We start from the raw sequence: 15,732 nt of genomic DNA, 5'->3' as shown, positions 1-15,732 counted from the left end.
TCTCATTTCTTCCCTGGTGTTATTGTTCTGGAAATAGGGTGCGATAAACCGCCTGGACCTGATCCTGGTTCACGCTGCACGGCGCGTTATTCATTAAACGTTTGACGTTAAGCGCCGCTTCGCTCAGCTCGCCGATGCTCTCCTGCGGTACGCCCAGCGCGGCAAGGTTATCTGGTAGCTGCAGGCGTTTTACTAGTGCGGCAAGCCACTCAACCAGCGCATGAGATTTCTCTTCCTCGCTGAAGGTCTGGTCGGCATCGGGGATCAGATCCCAGACCTGCGCAAACTTCGCTACCGCGTGCGGACGCACCACTTTCATACAAGGGGCCAGCAGGATAGCGTTAGCCACGCCGTGCGGCAGATGGTATTTGCCGCCAAGCGGATAGGAGAGGGCGTGGACCAGATGGGTGCCCGCATGGTTAATTGCCACGCCGCCATAATATGAGGCCCACAGCATTTCCAGCTTCGCGGTCAGATTCTGCGGCTCGGTCACCGAAAGCTCGATATTGCGTACCAGCTTGCGCAGGCCAATTAGCGCCGCGTTATCGCTGACCGGGTTAGCGACGGTTGACGTAAAGCACTCAATCAGGTGGCACAGCGCGTCAATGCCGGTCGAAGAGGCGATATGCGCGGGCATGCTGGTGGTGAGTTCAGGCAGCAGGGCAACATAGTCCGGCAGCAAAACCGGGGAGATAATTCCCACCTTGGTGTTCTGTTCCGGGATCGCCAGGATCGCGTTCGGCGTGGCTTCGGAGCCGGTGCCCGCCGTGGCAGGAATTAACAGCGACATCACTTTTTGCTGCGGCTTTTCACCTGCCAGCAGCGCGTCCAGCCCCGGCGAGCAAGGATGCAGCAAAACGGAGAGCAGTTTGGTCACGTCGAGGACGCTACCTCCGCCAATACCGACTACTAACTCCGGCTGACTTGCGCCAACGAGGTTCTGGATCTGCGCCATATCATGCTGGCTCGGCTCGGCAGGGACCGCATCAATCACCTGTACCTGACGTCCTTCGCCTTCCAGAATCGCGCGGATCTGCTGAGCAGCGTCAAGTTTGCCGACGTTGGCGTCGGTAATCAGCAAAATGCGCTGTTTACCTACCAGCAACGGAACCAGGGCAGTAAACGCGCCCGCGCCGCTAATCAGAGTGCTGTTAATGGTTGCCACTTCCTTTCTCCTGTCTTATGAATGATTAAACTTAATCATCCGTTATTCGGGTCACTCACATTGTGGGTGAAGTTATAATTTATACGGCGGTTTAATAACTTGAGCTTGCTCACATTTAATCAATTGTGATTGAATATAATCATAAACAGTTTCGAACAGCGAGAAAAGGGAAAACGATGGGCAGCGGTGATAACAAGGTGCTGGTGCTGGCAGATGACTTTACCGGGGCCAATGACGCAGGGGTTAGCCTGGCGGAGACTGGAATGCGGGCGGAAGTAGCGTTCAGCGCCAGCTATCAGGGAGAAGCGCAGGCGCTGATCCTCAATAGCGATAGCCGTGCGCAGCCCGCAGCAGAGGCGGCGCGGCGGGTCACGCATTTACTACAGGCGGTTTTGCCGCGTTTCCAGCCGCGCTGGACGGTAAAAAAAATCGACTCCACGCTGCGCGGGAATCTTGGCGCTGAACTGGACGCGGCAATGACGGCGCTCAACTGCCCGATCGCGGTGCTGGCTCCTGCCTTCCCGGCGGCAGGTCGGGTGACGCGGCAAGGTAAGTGCTATGTGCACGGCTTGCCGGTTGATGAGACTGAGTTTGCAACTGACCCGAAAACGCCGGTGAGCAGTGCTGATATCGCCACCGTGGTGGCACAGCAAAGCAATACGCGCTGTTCACGGGTAACGGTCGATACGCTGGGGGCTGCGCTGGCGCAAACCGTAAACGCAGCAAGCGTGCTGATCGTGGATGCAGAAGAGAACGCCCAACTGGACGCCATTATCGCGGCGGTGGCGGAATCTACGCAGAGGGTGCTGCTGGTGGGGTCTGCCGGGCTGTGCGACGCCCTGGCGCGAAGTCTGGCCACCGCGCCGCACGGGCCGCTGCTGGCGGTCGTTGGCTCGATGAGCGAAATCGCTCAACAGCAAATTGCCCTCCTTGGCGAACATCCGCGCGTAACGCGGGTTGATATCGACGTCGCGATGGCCTTTGGCGGCGACGCAACGGCAGATGCCCGGCGCATTGCCGCCGTGTTGAGCGAAAACAATCATTGTGTGGTTACCACTCGCCCCGATAGCGAGGCGCGAAAGGGGATTGAAGCCCTGTGCCAACGGCATGGGGTTGATCGCACCGCCCTCGGCGAGCGTATTTGCGCTTATCTGGCGCGAGTCAGCGAACTGGCTATCGCGCAAAGTCAGCCGGGAGCGCTCTATTTATCCGGCGGTGATGTGGCTATCGCCGTCGCGCAGGCTCTGGGAGCCAGTGGATTTCATATTACAGGTCGCGTGGCGCAGTGCGTGCCGTACGGCAATTTTCTGGGTAGTAGCTGGCAACGGCCGGTAATGACCAAGGCAGGCGGATTCGGAACACAAACCACCCTGCTGGAGGTTGTGAACTTTATTGAGGAGAAAATGAGTGACTAACATCATTGCGGTAACGATGGGAGACCCGGCAGGCATTGGCCCGGAAATTATTATTAAGTCCCTGGTGGAGGGAAAACTGAACGGCGCATCCGTTGTGGTGGTGGGCTGCGTGCAGACGCTACGGCGTGTTCTGGCGCTGGAGATCACCCCGCGCGCCGAGCTGCGAATCATTGATAATCCCGGACAGGCACAGTTTAGCCCTGGCACCATTAACGTTATCGACGAACCGCTGGCTGACCCGGAAGGGCTACGCGTCGGGGAAGTGCAGGCGCAGGCAGGCGATTTGGCCTACCGTTGCATCAAGCGCGCGACCGAACTGGCGATGGCCGGTGAGGTTTTTGCAATTGCTACCGCGCCGTTGAACAAAGAAGCGCTGCACCTGGCAGGACACAATTACCCGGGGCATACCGAGATGCTGGCCCATCTGACGCAGACCAAAGATTACGCGATGGTGCTGTATACCGATAAGCTCAAAGTTATCCATATTTCCACCCACGTCGCGCTGCGCAAGTTTCTCGATACCCTGAACCAGCCGCGAGTCGAAACGGTGATTGGTATCGCCGATAGCTTCCTGCGTCGGGTTGGCTTTAGCAATCCGCGCATTGCCGTCGCAGGCGTTAACCCGCACGCTGGGGAAAACGGTCTGTTTGGTGATGAAGAGATTCGTATCGTCGGCCCGGCCGTTGAAGCGATGAAAGCCAAAGGGTTGAACGTGACCGGCCCGTGCCCGCCGGATACGGTATTTATGCAGTGCCACGAAGGACAGTTTGATATGGTGGTGGCGATGTATCACGATCAGGGGCACATTCCGCTAAAACTGCTCGGGTTTTATGATGGGGTGAATATCACTGCCGGACTGCCGTTTATTCGTACATCCGCAGACCATGGCACGGCGTTTGATATTGCCTGGACAGGTAAAGCTAAGTCTGACAGCATGGCTACCTCTATTGAGCTCGCCATGCAAATCGCACAGGAATAATATGAAGGGATATAACCGGTTAGAGCAGATTATGGATTATCTGAAGAGCCATAATCTGGTGACAGTGGATCAGCTCGTAGCGGTGACCAACGCATCGCCAGCCACGATTCGCCGCGATCTGATTAAACTCGATCAGGAAGGGGTAATTAGCCGTACTCATGGCGGCGTGACCCTTAACCGGTTTATTCCTTCACAGCCGACGACGCAGGAAAAATCCCAGCGTAGCCAGCAGGAAAAATACGCCATCGCCAGCGCGGCGGCGGCGTTAGTCAAGGCCGGGGACGCCATTGTCCTCGATGCCGGGACGACGATGATTGAACTCGCTCGGCAAATTACTCATCTGCCGCTGCGAGTAATCACCAGCGATCTGCATATCGCTCTGTTTTTATCCGAATTCAAGCAAATCGAAGTGACCATTATCGGCGGGCGTATTGACGATAGCAGCCAGTCCTGCATTGGTGAACACGGTCGACGACTGCTGCAAAACATCTGGCCCGATCTGGCTTTTGTCAGCTGCAATGGCTGGGATCTGGAGAAGGGCGTCACTTCGCCAACGGAAGAAAAAGCGGCGCTCAAGCGCGATTTAATCGCCAACGCCCGGCGGCGAATTCTGCTGGCGGACAGCTCGAAATACGGTGCCTGGTCGCTGTTCAACATCACTCATCTTGACTCGTTAACCGATATCATCACTGATGATCACCTGCCGGAAGAGACGCGTGAAGTCTTAGCGCATATTCATCCCCGGCTGATCATCGCCGACTAGCCGGGAGCGCAATTTACGGCAAACGGGCGATGTTGCGCGCCGTGTAACAATCGACTGTTTACCTCGTCGTTCTGGTAACTCAGTCCGTGCGTTCAGTAGTAATTGATAACATCTTTAATCTCATCGGTTCTTTTGATGAGAAACTCTTTAAATTTTGCACAGCGACTGGGCATACTCTTCTGCGATCGAAACCATAAACTGATTTCAAACTTGCTCTTGATATAATTATTTAAAATTGAAACTAGCTCACCGTTAGCTAACTCCTTTTTAACCAAAGGTAGCGGAAGATAGGCGATGCCGCCGCCCGCCAGTGCCACCGACTTTAAAAACTCACTGTTCTCAATTTCTACCGTTTTGGCAATTTCGATAGTAGTGATTTCACCATCTACCTCGAATTGCCAACGGTTCCCGCCTACTAACGTCGATGTATAAATACAGTTGTGGAACTTAAGCTCTTCCGGGGTTGTGGGTTCGCCATAAGCGCTGATGTAACCTGGTGAGCAGCAAACAACCAAAGGGTAATTGAAGAGCTTTTTTTTAACCAATAAACTATCTGGCTCAATATAGCCCCGATAGGTTGCGCAGGCCCGAATATAAAAGTCAGTGTTGTTTTTATTTTCATCAACATAGGGCGTTTCTTCGATTTTGAAATTCACTCCCGGACAAATAAAAAGATATTCGCCAATGATTTTAGAAAGAAAATTGCGCGAAAAGAGCGGTGTTGATGCAATCGCGATAACGCCTTTGTCGGTATTATTAATAGTCTCAACTTCTTTGTATATCTCCTGGATGTTTTGATATACGGAATGAAATCTATCATAAAGTAACATGCCCGCTTCAGTGGGTTGGTTTTTACGCGTTGTCGAAACCAAAAGTGGGACATTTAATCCTTCTTCCAGTTCTTTGAGCCAGCGACTACCGGTTGCTGCGGTAATATTGAATGACTTTGCTGCTTCAGATATTGAACCGAAGCGAACGACATGCATAAAAAAAACCGTTTTGTCTAACATAGACAGCCCCCGACACGCGTAATAAACCCATTGATGGCTGATGTTAAGTTGTTGGGCCAGAGAAAGTCAATCATTCCCCGAGCCTCTTTCACGGCAATATATAAAAGGTTGATATGCTTAAAATGACACCTTCATTTTTGCAAAACAGTTTTTAATATTTTAATTAAGTTGCCCTGTGTTTTTATATAAATTGTGAAGTCACGCACTATGTTTTTGTGCTTTCGGGACATTTTCAAAAATATAACCATTTGAATTTTATCAATAAAAATATTTATGTTGTTGTGTTGTAGATGAATGTTGCATGTGTGTATTGGCGTGGCGAAGTGATTTTTCCGCAAGTTGAACCCGTCACTTTTCATTGGTATTACTAAATGCGAAATACGAAACATAGGCCTGAGTGTTCAGATGAATATGTGAAATCAATCCGTTTGGGAGAATGAAATGAAAAATAAAATTTGTATTGTGACTGGAGCGGCGCAAGGTATTGGGCGTAAAATTGTTGAACTATTTTCCCAGGGTGGGGCAGCAAAGATATACGCCTGTGATATTAAACATAATGGTGAAGAAACGCTTAAGAATGTGATTCCGGTAACGCTAAATGTCTGCGATCGCCTGGCAATTAGTGAGTTGGTTAACAAAATCAGACTGGATGATGGGCGCGTTGATGTCCTGGTAAATAATGCCGGAATTACTCGCGATAATCTGATTGCTAAAATGACTGAGCAAGATTGGGACATGGTTATAGATATTAACCTGAAGGGCGTTTTCAATATGACTCAGGCCATCGCACCGTTAATGATGGAAAATGATACTGGTTCGATTATTACTATGTCATCTGTCGTGGGTACCGATGGAAATATTGGTCAAAGCAATTATGCGGCAACCAAAGGCGGCGTGATTGCGATGACCAAAGGTTGGGCCAAAGAGTTCGCCAGAAAAGGTGCGAAAGTTCGCGCTAACTGTGTCGCGCCTGGTTTCGTTGTCACGCCAATGACCAAAAATCTGCCTGAAAAAGTAATCACCCATATGGTTGATAAAACGCCGCTTGGACGCATGGCGTTGGCAGAGGATATCGCCAATGGCGTTTTCTTCCTCGCCAGTGAGAAGGCAAATTTTATTACCGGCCAGACGCTGAAAATTGATGGCGGCTTAGTTATCTAGGGAGTGGGTAATGAAAAAGGTATATATCGTTGGAGCTAAACGGACGGCATTGGGATCTTTTGGCGGCAGCCTGATGACGGTACCGGCTTACGAACTGGGAGCGACGGCCATTTCAGCTGCTCTGGCACAAAGCAAAGTTCGTCCTGAAAATATTGATGAAGTCATTGTCGGTAACGTGTTGGCGGCAGGTCAAGGAATGGGGCCGGGACGACAGGCGGCGGCAAAAGCCGGTATTCCGCACGAAATTCCGGCGTTGACCCTAAATATGATCTGCGGCAGTGGAATGAAGGCGGTTATCGACGGCGTTTTAAAAATCAAAAGCGGAGAGATGGATCTGGTGGTTGCTGCGGGGATGGAAAATATGTCGCAGGCACCTTATTTGATCGACAGCCGCGCGAGGTTCGGCATGAAAATGGGAGCTCAGCAGATGTCTGACTCCCTCATCTCAGATGGCCTGACTGATGCTTTTCATCGCTACCATATGGGCGTCACGGCAGAAAATATCGCTAAAAAATACCATTTTAGCCGTGAAGCTCAGGATGTATTTGCTCTGAAAAGCCAGCAAAAAGCCGTACAGGCCGTGGAGCAAGGGCGATTCGACGACGAAATTGCGCCAGTCACCGTTCTCAGCCGTAAAGGGGAAGTGAAATTTACGCGTGATGAATATCCACGCAAAGATGCCTCTCTGGAACAGCTGGCGAAATTGAAGCCGGCTTTTGACAAACAGGGGACGGTCACCGCGGGAAACGCCTCTGGCATTAATGATGGCGGTGTTGCGCTAGTGCTGGCCTCCGGGGAAGCGCTGGAAAAATGGCAACTGGAACCGCTGGCTGAAGTTATCGCCTGCGGGCAGGGGGGCGTTGATCCTGCATTGATGGGGTTAGGACCGGTACCGGCCATTGGCAATGCGCTAAAACGAGCGAATATGCACCTCAGCGATATCGATCTGCTTGAGATTAATGAAGCTTTTGCCGCTCAGGCGATGGGGGTTGCGCGAGAACTCAGCGCTGAGCATCAGGTGGATGAGTCGTGGTTTGAAAACCGAACGAACGTTAACGGCGGTGCGATTGCCCTTGGTCATCCTCTTGGGGCTTCCGGCGGGCGCATTATCGTTTCGCTGTTATATGAAATGATAAAGCAGAATAAAAATACCGGTCTGGCTTCTCTGTGCATCGGCGGCGGTATGGGTACTGCAATTATCCTCAAGCTAACAAAATAAAATACCCCCTATTCGCATTGTTTATGCAATGCGAATATTACTGATATTCACAGAGGGCATTATGATTGGTTTACTCCTCTCTTTGGTTTTTTTGATTTATCTTATCTATCGCGGCGTACCTGTACTGATTGTTTCACCACTAATGGCAATGGTTGCCGTTTTCCTCGGCTCTGACATCCCGGTATTATATTCATGGACCGGGCCGTTTATGCAATCGGTGGTCGGTTTTGTTGCAGCCTATTTCCCTATTTTTCTTGTTGGGGCGATTTTCGGCACCTTAATGAATGCTAGCGGCGCTGCATTAACGATTGCCCAATTTATCTCTCAGATAATGGGACCAAAGAAGGCGATTCTGGCTGTCATTCTGGCGTCGTTTCTGCTCACTTATGGTGGGGTGTCGGTTTTTGTTGTCGTATTCGCGGTATTACCGATTGCCAGAACGATTTTTATCAATAGCGACTACCCGCGTCGTCTATTACCCAGCGCCATTTGTGCCGGTTGTTTGCCTGCTTACGTCGCCCCTGGCTCTGCACAGTTTATTAATACTATTCCCATCCCCATATTCAAAACCACCATCTATTCAGGCATGGATGTAGGCATTATCGGTACCATCGTTTGGCTGGCGATCGGCGTATGGTATATGACCCGACTGGTTAAGCGGGCTAAAGATAAAGGCGAAGGCTATGGCGAAGGGCAGGAAAGTGAAAAATTAAGGATCCAGGGGAATATTTTTGTTGCCATCACGCCTATCGCCATTGTCATCGTGGGAAATATTCTTCTGACCAAATATTTCGAACTCGATCATGTTATTAACCATTACGCTAGTTTCGGTGGGGTTCAGGGGATTTGGGCGATTACCGTATCACTGTGCGTCGCTATTATCGTGACATTGATCCTCTATCGTAAAGAGGTTGGAAATATTACCCGCACCTTAGCGCAAGGCGCGAATGATTCGCTGGCACCTATATTTAATACCGCCACCCAGGTTGGTTATGGCGGCGTGGTGAAAATGCTACCGGTTTTTGCCGTGATTAAAGCCGCCGTCTTTGCTCTCCCTGGCTCTGCAATGATTGCCGCTGTCGTAGGGACCGCGGTGCTGGCCGGGATTGTTGGCTCAACGTCCGGCGGGGTTGGCTTAGCGATGCTGGCGTTTGGCAAGGATCTCCTGGCGCTGGCAAACGCACACCATATTCCTGCGGGATTAATGCACCGAATTATTGTGTTCAGCGCCTCTACACTGGATACCTTACCGCATTCCGGATTTATTATTACCTTATTGGGTGTTTGTGGCCTGACGCATAAACAAAGCTACAAAGAGCTATTTATTGTTACCTGTCTATTTCCGATGCTTGCCGTCATCGTAATGCTTTCATATGCCACCGCTTTTTTAATTTAAAGGATATTTATAATGCAATCAGTTAAAAAAATCACTGCTGCGCAGGCTGCTGATTTAATTAAGGATGGCGATAAAGTCATTCTGGGGGGATTTATCGGTGCGGTTGTGCCGGAATCTATTGAGAAAGCCATTGAAGATAAATTTCTGTCTGTCGGATATCCACGCAATCTTGAGTTGATATTTGCAGCCGGGCAGGGTGATGCCAAAGAAAAGGCCAATAATCGCCTGGCTCATGAAGGTCTGGTCGCCAGTGCCATCGGCGGACATTGGGGGCTGATTCCACGACTGCAAAAACTCGCCAATGAAGGTAAAATTACCGGCTATAACTTACCCCAAGGGGTGATCTGCCATCTCTTTCGCGACAGCGCTGCGGGTAAAATGGGGACCTTTACCCATGTTGGTTTGGGGACTTTTGTCGACCCGCGCGTAGAAGGCGGGAAAATTAATGCTAAAACAACGGAAGATATCGTTTCATATACCGAAGTTAACGGTGTTGAAAACCTTTTTTATAAACGAATTGATGCTACGGTCGCTATTTTACGTGGGACCACGGCCGATGAGCGTGGCAACATCACGATGGAAGATGAGTGCCTGATTCTGGAGAACCTCGCTGCGGCGCAACTGGTTCATAATCAGGGAGGAAAAGTGATTGTCCAGGTTAAACGTATTGTTGCCAACGGTACGCTTGACCCACAGCAGGTCAAAATCCCCGGTATTTTTGTTGATGCGCTGGTGGTGGCGGAGGATGAATTGCATATGCAAACTTTTGCCGAAGCCATGAATGAAAACTACGTCGGACGGGGCAGCAGAACGGGTAATGGTAAAAAAATGCGCCCGCTGGATGTGAAAAAAATTATCGCTCGCAGGGCGGCGATGGAACTGAAGAGAAATGCCATCGTAAACTATGGCATTGGTGCTCCGGAGGTGATTGCCGAGGTGACTGATGAGGAGCGGATTACTCAGGAGCTGATCGCCACCGTGGAGCCCGGGGCAATCGGCGGTTCTCCTGCCGGTGGTCTGTCCTTTGGCGCATCTGCATTTCCTGAAGCCATTATCACCCAGGATCAGATGTTTGATTTCTATGACGGCGGTGGCCTGGACCAGGCTTTTCTTGGGCTGGCAGAGACGGATGTGAAGGGCGATCTGAACGTGTCGAAGTTTGGCATCAAGATTGCGGGCTGCGGCGGCTTTATTAATATCACGCAAAATGCAAAACAGGTCTTTTTCTGCGGCTCGTTTACCGCTGGCGAAAGTGAAATCGTCGTTGAACAGGGTAAACTTAACATCAAGCGTGATGGGCGTATCATCAAGTTTATTAAACAGGTTCAGCAAATTACATTTTCGTCCGATACGGCGCGCAAAAATAATAAAGCCGTGTATTACATTACTGAACGTGCGGTATTTAAACTGGCGGATAAAACTCTCGAACTGATCGAAATAGCGCCGGGTGTCGATTTACAACGCGATATTCTGGATAAAATGGAGTTCGCTCCTGTTATCAGCCCATCATTAAAGCTAATGGATGCACGTATTTTCAATGAGCAGGTAATGGGGCTGGCATTAACGCATTAATTCTATCTACTAATACACTACACTTGTGACTACGTAACGATATTTCATCGAGGTGATACTGTGTCTTATACAATTAACGATTTGTTTATCGGACAAAAAGCCAGTTTCGAAAAAACAATTACTGAAAGCGATGTGCTGCTTTTTTCTGGTATTTCAGGGGATATCAACCCCGCTCATATTAATGATATGGTGGCGAAACAGAGTATCTTTGGTAAGCGTATTGCGCACGGCGTTTTGGTCTCGGGGTTGACTTCAGCGGTGCTGGGAATGCAACTTCCCGGTGAGGGGACAATTTATCTTGGCCAGGATAATAAGTTTCGCCGTCCCGTTTTTATCGGCGATACGGTTAAAGCAACCTGCGAGGTGATCGAAATTAACCTCGCAAAGAATATTGCTAAATTTTCTACGACAACGACTAATCAGAACAACGAAGTTGTTATTGAGGGTGTTGCCGTGGTGATGGCACCGAAAAAATAAATTAATTTTCAGGATACCACTATGATTATTGAACCCGTTATTAATGGCGTCGTTGCCAGAACCGCTCATCCGCAAGGTTGTCAGCAGGCGGTATTAAACCAAATTAACTACAGCAAAAAGCATCAGCAAATCGAACATGGACCTAAGCGAGTGTTAATTCTTGGCGCATCTTCAGGGTTTGGCCTGGCCGCGCGCGTGGCGCTGACCTTTGGTGGCGCACAAGCGGATACGATCGGCGTATCGTTTGAACGTGGCCCGAGCGAAAAAGGCGTGGGAACCGCTGGTTGGTATAACAATATTTACTTTCGCGAGCAGGCTGAAGCCGAAGGGCGAATTGCGCATAATATCGTCGGCGACGCATTTTCGGCACAAGTGAAAGAAGAGGTGATGGCGCTGATTAACCGCGATTTCGGTGGGCAAATCGATCTCGTGGTTTATAGCCTGGCAACCGGTTTACGTCCGGACCCTAAAACCGGTGAGACGTGGCGCTCCTGCCTGAAGACGGTGGGCAAACCTTTTAGTGGTAAAACCGTTAATCTGGAAAAAAACTGCCTGGATACCACCGTGCTGGAAGTGGCAAACGAACAAGAGATCCTGGCAACCGAAAAAGTGATGGGCGGTGAAGATTGGGAAGAGTGGATTCGCTGGTTGCGGCAAAATAACGCATTGGCGACGGGCGCTAAAACAGTGGCCTTTTCCTATATCGGCCCGGAACTGACCTATCCAATTTATCATGACGGTACTCTGGGTCTCGCCAAGAAACACTTACAAAAAACCGCCGACAGACTTAATGATTTATTATCTGCCGACCAAGGTGAAGCCTACGCTTCTGTCTGCAAGGCGTTGGTCACTAAAGCGAGTGTCTTTATTCCGGCATTTTCACCCTATGTATTATGCCTGTATCAAGTCATGAAGCAGATGGGGCTGCATGAAACCTGTATTGAACAAATGCAGCGTCTTTTTAGTCAAAAGCTTTACTTGCCAGCGGGTGTACCGGTTGATGCCGCCCGCTTGATTCGTGTTGATGATTGGGAACTTCGTCCTGATGTTCAGCAGGCCGTTAATAAATTAATGGCCACATTGACCGATGATAATTTCGCTGAGGTTGGAGATTACGCAGGTTATAAAAAAGAGTTTCTGCAATTGAATGGTTTTGCGTTTGATAATGTAGATTATCAAAAAGATGTCGATTTATCTGCGCTGATAAAGCTTAAACCATAAGCACGGAGCAAAGCCTGTTATTCGTTTACTGTTTTAATTGCATAGAGTTGTGGATGCGGTTAACCGCGTCCACAGCACTATTATTACCCAGGCATATGCAATGATAAAATAACGGATATCAGACTCTTTATCTGTTAATACCACGGTTATTCAAAAGGAGCCTCCGTGTCCCGAACTATAATGTTAATTCCTACCGAGTCGGGTATCGGCCTGACCAGCATCAGCCTCGGTTTAATTCGCGCCATGGAGCGCAAAGGCGTTCGCTTGAGTCTCTTCAAACCGGTTGCGCAGTCGCCTGGCAGCGAAGAGATGCCTGACCGGACCACAATGCTTACTCGTATACGTTCGGACCTATGTTGTGCAGAGCCGCTAAATATAAGCGATGTTGAAGCGCTGCTTTCTGGCAATCAGAAAGATGAGTTGATGGAAGCCATCGTTGCCCGCTATCACGCATGCGCGCAGGGGGCGGATGTTGTGCTTATCGAAGGTGTGAGCCCCACCCACAAACATCAGTTTGCCCAGTCGCTGAATGATGACATCGCTAAAAGCCTGAATGCCGAAATCGTTTTTGTGATGGCGCATGACAAAAATACAGCCACACAGCTTCATGAGCGCATGGAGCTGGTGCGCAGCAGTTTTGGTGGCGTAAAAAATAGCAATATCAGCGGCGTTATCATTAATAAAATCAATGCTCCTCAGGAGGATAAAGGCTTTAACAAACGGGATAACCCTGTTACAGGGGATAGCATTCCGAATACGATGGTCTGGAACCGCTTTCTCACTAAACTGAACAGCAGTAGCCCTATCCCCGTGCTGGCAGCTATTCCCTGGAGCGTTGAGTTAATGGCTATCCGGGCCATTGATATGGCGCATCACCTGAAAGCGAAGATATTGAACGCGGGTGATATGCGCACTCGCCGTGTCAGAACGGTTCTGTTTTGCGCCCACAGTATTTCCCATATGCTGGGACATCTGCGTCCGGGCGCGTTATTAGTCACCTCCGCAGACCGTGCTGACGTGCTGGTTACGGCCTGCCTGGCGGCCATGAACGGTGTTGAAATCGGCGCTATCCTGCTGACCGGCGGTGACGAAATAGACCCGCACGTGAGCAAGTTGTGCGAACGCGCTTTCGCCACTGGCCTGCCGTTATTTATGGTTAACACCAACACCTGGCAGACCTCCCTGAACCTGCAGAGCTTCAACTATGAAATCCCGGTTGACGATCATGAGCGTATTGAGAAAGTGCAGGAATATGTCGCGAGCTACATCAACGCGGACTGGATTGAATCGCTAACTGCGGCCTCCGAGCTCCGCCGCCGCCTCTCTCCACCCGCCTTTCGCTACCAACTCACTGAGCAGGCGCGCAAAGCGGGCAAACGAGTGGTTCTGCCTGAAGGCAATGAGCCGCGCACCGTGAAAGCCGCGGCTATCTGCGCTGCGCGCGGCATAGCAACCTGCGTACTATTGGGTAATCCGGATGAGATCTATCGCGTTGCTGCGGCCCAGGGGATTGAACTGGGGGCAGGGATTGCCATTATTGATCCTAAGGTCGTGCGTGAAAGCTACGTGACCAGGCTGGTTAAACTGCGTAAAAACAAAGGGATGAATGAGGCAGTCGCTCGTGAACAGCTGGAAGATAACGTGGTTCTGGGTACTCTGATGCTCGAGCAGAACGAGGTTGATGGTCTGGTATCCGGCGCGATTCATACCACCGCCAACACCATCCGTCCGGCGCTGCAGCTGATCAAAACCGCCCCGGGCAGCTCGCTGGTCTCTTCCATATTCTTTATGTTATTGCCGGAACAGGTATACGTTTATGGCGACTGTGCGATTAATCCGGATCCGAGTGCAGAACAGCTGGCGGAAATCGCGATTCAGTCGGCGGACTCGGCCATCGCTTTCGGTATCGAACCACGGGTAGCGATGCTTTCTTATTCCACGGGCACCTCCGGAGTGGGTAGTGATGTAGAGAAAGTGCGCGAAGCGACTCGGCTGGCGCAGAAAAAACGCCCCGATCTGGAGATCGACGGTCCAATGCAGTATGACGCTGCGGTGATGACTGACGTGGCAAAATCAAAAGCGCCCAATTCGGCAGTGGCTGGTCGCGCAACGGTATTCATCTTCCCGGATCTGAATACAGGCAACACGACCTATAAGGCGGTGCAGCGTTCCGCTGATCTTATTTCTATCGGGCCAATGCTGCAGGGGATGCGTAAGCCGGTAAACGACCTGTCACGCGGTGCGCTGGTAGACGATATCGTTTACACCATCGCATTAACCGCGATTCAGGGGAGTTTTCGTTAGAGTTTGCAATGCCAGAGCGGCTATTAAGGCGCTCTGGCTGTGACAGGGACGCAATTTACGGTAAACGGGCGATATTGGCTTTAATCACCTCAATAGAGTGGCGGAACTTCTCCGCTTCGTCGTCGGCTAATTGCAACTCAATAATCTGCTGCACGCCGCTTTGCGTCAGCACCGCAGGAACACCTGCCGCCGCGCCGCTCACACCATACTCGCCATCAAGAATGCACGACACCGCAAGAGCGCGATGGCTGCCGGTGAAAATATTGCGGCAGATCTCAGCGATGGTCCCGGCAACGCCATATTCGGTGCAGCCTTTACCCGAATAAATTTCAAACCCCAGCTTGCGCACCTTTTCGGCAATCAGCTCCCGGTCCAGCGCTTTGCCGGTATGTTTTTGATAAACGTCACCGATGGCTGAACCGTAGACCGCCGAGTGCGACCATACCGGAAACTGGGTATCGCCATGTTCGCCGAGGATAAAGGCATCGATACTTTGCGCGCCGATGTCCAGCTCCTGGGCCAGCACCCGGCGCAGGCGGGTGGTATCCAGCCAGACGCCGGTGCCCAGTACCTGACTGCGCGGCAGGCCTGAAAGTTGCCACACCTGCCAGGTGATGATGTCGCAAGGGTTAGTGGCAATCAGAAAGATGCCGTTGAAGCCGCCGTTCATCATCTGCGGGACGATACTTTTGACGATTTTCGCCGTGTTGGTCAGTTCGTCCAGGCGCGTCTGGCCCGGTTTGAGCGCGCCGCCGGAAACGGTGATCACCGCGATATCGACATCGGCGCAGTCGCCGGCTTCGCGTGTGGATATCGTCATCATTCCCGGCATGTAAGCAGCTGCATCACTGAGGTCCTGAGCGTGGGCTTCGGCGCGGGCTTTGTTCAGATCAACGAGGATCAGCTCCTCGCAGATATTCTGGTTCAACAGGGCATAGGCCGCAGAGGCGCCGACGTTTCCGGCCCCGATAATCATCACCTTACGCGCTTTGGTATTCATCATTTTTTCCTGATAACAGACATCGTGCCGCAAAATTACTGCGCCTCAAG

The 15,732-nt window shown here is 50.9% G+C and carries 13 protein-coding genes; 10 read left to right on the top strand and 3 right to left on the bottom strand.

The genetic code is table 11. From position 1 onward, the window contains the following. Positions 1 to 19: 19 nt before the first annotated feature. Positions 20 to 1,165: an iron-containing alcohol dehydrogenase gene (locus AC07P6_RS16285; RefSeq protein ID WP_478313708.1), complete on the bottom strand. Its 1,146-nt coding sequence runs from the start codon at positions 1,163 to 1,165 to the stop codon at positions 20 to 22. A 176-nt stretch (positions 1,166 to 1,341) separates the two neighbouring features. On the opposite strand from AC07P6_RS16285, the gene dtnK reads away from it, so the two are divergent. Genes dtnK through AC07P6_RS16270 form a run of 3 tightly spaced genes read left to right on the top strand, consistent with a single transcriptional unit; the run spans position 1,342 to position 4,322 of the window. Beyond that, positions 1,342 to 2,580 carry a D-threonate kinase gene (gene dtnK, locus AC07P6_RS16280; protein WP_478313707.1) on the top strand — a complete coding sequence of 413 codons (1,239 nt, stop codon included), beginning with the start codon at positions 1,342 to 1,344 and terminating at the stop codon, positions 2,578 to 2,580. Next, on the top strand, positions 2,573 to 3,559 hold the full coding sequence (locus AC07P6_RS16275; protein ID WP_478313705.1) for a D-threonate 4-phosphate dehydrogenase: 987 nt from the start codon (positions 2,573 to 2,575) through the stop codon (positions 3,557 to 3,559). Before dtnK ends, AC07P6_RS16275 begins: the two co-directional genes overlap by 8 nt. 1 nt (position 3,560) lies before the next feature. After that, a complete protein-coding gene (locus AC07P6_RS16270; protein WP_331329477.1) occupies positions 3,561 to 4,322 on the top strand; it encodes a DeoR/GlpR family DNA-binding transcription regulator in 762 nt (253 codons plus the stop codon). A gap of 92 nt (positions 4,323 to 4,414) precedes the next feature. On the opposite strand, the gene AC07P6_RS16265 is transcribed toward AC07P6_RS16270, so the two are convergent. Continuing rightward, on the bottom strand, positions 4,415 to 5,332 hold the full coding sequence (locus tag AC07P6_RS16265; protein ID WP_182238929.1) for a LysR family transcriptional regulator: 918 nt from the start codon (positions 5,330 to 5,332) through the stop codon (positions 4,415 to 4,417). A gap of 441 nt (positions 5,333 to 5,773) precedes the next feature. Here AC07P6_RS16265 and AC07P6_RS16260 point away from each other — a divergent pair, with 441 nt between their 5' ends. The 7 genes from AC07P6_RS16260 (at position 5,774) to pta (ending at position 14,682) form a co-directional block, all read left to right on the top strand. Continuing rightward, positions 5,774 to 6,493 carry an SDR family oxidoreductase gene (locus AC07P6_RS16260; RefSeq protein ID WP_478313704.1) on the top strand — a complete coding sequence of 240 codons (720 nt, stop codon included), beginning with the start codon at positions 5,774 to 5,776 and terminating at the stop codon, positions 6,491 to 6,493. A 10-nt stretch (positions 6,494 to 6,503) separates the two neighbouring features. Beyond that, positions 6,504 to 7,712 carry an acetyl-CoA C-acetyltransferase gene (locus AC07P6_RS16255; RefSeq protein WP_478313702.1) on the top strand — a complete coding sequence of 403 codons (1,209 nt, stop codon included), beginning with the start codon at positions 6,504 to 6,506 and terminating at the stop codon, positions 7,710 to 7,712. A 61-nt stretch (positions 7,713 to 7,773) separates the two neighbouring features. Beyond that, positions 7,774 to 9,108 (top strand): GntP family permease, encoded by a 1,335-nt coding sequence (locus AC07P6_RS16250; RefSeq protein ID WP_478313700.1) that lies wholly within the window; start codon positions 7,774 to 7,776, stop codon positions 9,106 to 9,108. Positions 9,109 to 9,120: 12 nt separating this feature from the next. Further along, complete coding sequence (locus tag AC07P6_RS16245) at positions 9,121 to 10,680, top strand: acyl CoA:acetate/3-ketoacid CoA transferase (RefSeq protein WP_478313698.1); 1,560 nt, start codon at positions 9,121 to 9,123, stop codon at positions 10,678 to 10,680. Positions 10,681 to 10,740: 60 nt separating this feature from the next. Beyond that, positions 10,741 to 11,157 (top strand): MaoC family dehydratase, encoded by a 417-nt coding sequence (locus AC07P6_RS16240; RefSeq protein WP_478313697.1) that lies wholly within the window; start codon positions 10,741 to 10,743, stop codon positions 11,155 to 11,157. A gap of 21 nt (positions 11,158 to 11,178) precedes the next feature. Next, positions 11,179 to 12,378 carry an enoyl-ACP reductase FabV gene (gene fabV / locus AC07P6_RS16235; protein WP_478313695.1) on the top strand — a complete coding sequence of 400 codons (1,200 nt, stop codon included), beginning with the start codon at positions 11,179 to 11,181 and terminating at the stop codon, positions 12,376 to 12,378. 165 nt (positions 12,379 to 12,543) lie between these two features. Then, positions 12,544 to 14,682 carry a phosphate acetyltransferase gene (pta, locus tag AC07P6_RS16230; protein ID WP_478313693.1) on the top strand — a complete coding sequence of 713 codons (2,139 nt, stop codon included), beginning with the start codon at positions 12,544 to 12,546 and terminating at the stop codon, positions 14,680 to 14,682. Between the two features lie 55 nt (positions 14,683 to 14,737). On the opposite strand, the gene AC07P6_RS16225 is transcribed toward pta, so the two are convergent. Further along, positions 14,738 to 15,682 (bottom strand): L-lactate dehydrogenase, encoded by a 945-nt coding sequence (locus tag AC07P6_RS16225; RefSeq protein ID WP_112214264.1) that lies wholly within the window; start codon positions 15,680 to 15,682, stop codon positions 14,738 to 14,740. Between the last annotated feature and the right edge of the window lie 50 nt (positions 15,683 to 15,732).

This window comes from Klebsiella sp. GFKo11 (assembly GCF_056490265.1).
Note: the sequence above shows the minus strand (reverse complement) of the source record. Positions and strands in the feature narration are given on the sequence as shown.

Bases quoted from the DNA above. Each gene is read 5' to 3' on its own strand.
- dtnK (WP_478313707.1), top strand. From the start codon at position 1,342: ATGGGCAGCGGTGATAACAAGGTGCTGGTGCTGGCAGATGACTTTACC.
- AC07P6_RS16270 (WP_331329477.1), top strand. From the start codon at position 3,561: ATGAAGGGATATAACCGGTTAGAGCAGATTATGGATTATCTGAAGAGC.
- AC07P6_RS16265 (WP_182238929.1), bottom strand. From the start codon at position 5,332: ATGTTAGACAAAACGGTTTTTTTTATGCATGTCGTTCGCTTCGGTTCA.
- AC07P6_RS16260 (WP_478313704.1), top strand. From the start codon at position 5,774: ATGAAAAATAAAATTTGTATTGTGACTGGAGCGGCGCAAGGTATTGGG.
- AC07P6_RS16255 (WP_478313702.1), top strand. From the start codon at position 6,504: ATGAAAAAGGTATATATCGTTGGAGCTAAACGGACGGCATTGGGATCT.
- AC07P6_RS16250 (WP_478313700.1), top strand. From the start codon at position 7,774: ATGATTGGTTTACTCCTCTCTTTGGTTTTTTTGATTTATCTTATCTAT.
- AC07P6_RS16245 (WP_478313698.1), top strand. From the start codon at position 9,121: ATGCAATCAGTTAAAAAAATCACTGCTGCGCAGGCTGCTGATTTAATT.
- fabV (WP_478313695.1), top strand. From the start codon at position 11,179: ATGATTATTGAACCCGTTATTAATGGCGTCGTTGCCAGAACCGCTCAT.
- AC07P6_RS16225 (WP_112214264.1), bottom strand. From the start codon at position 15,682: ATGAATACCAAAGCGCGTAAGGTGATGATTATCGGGGCCGGAAACGTC.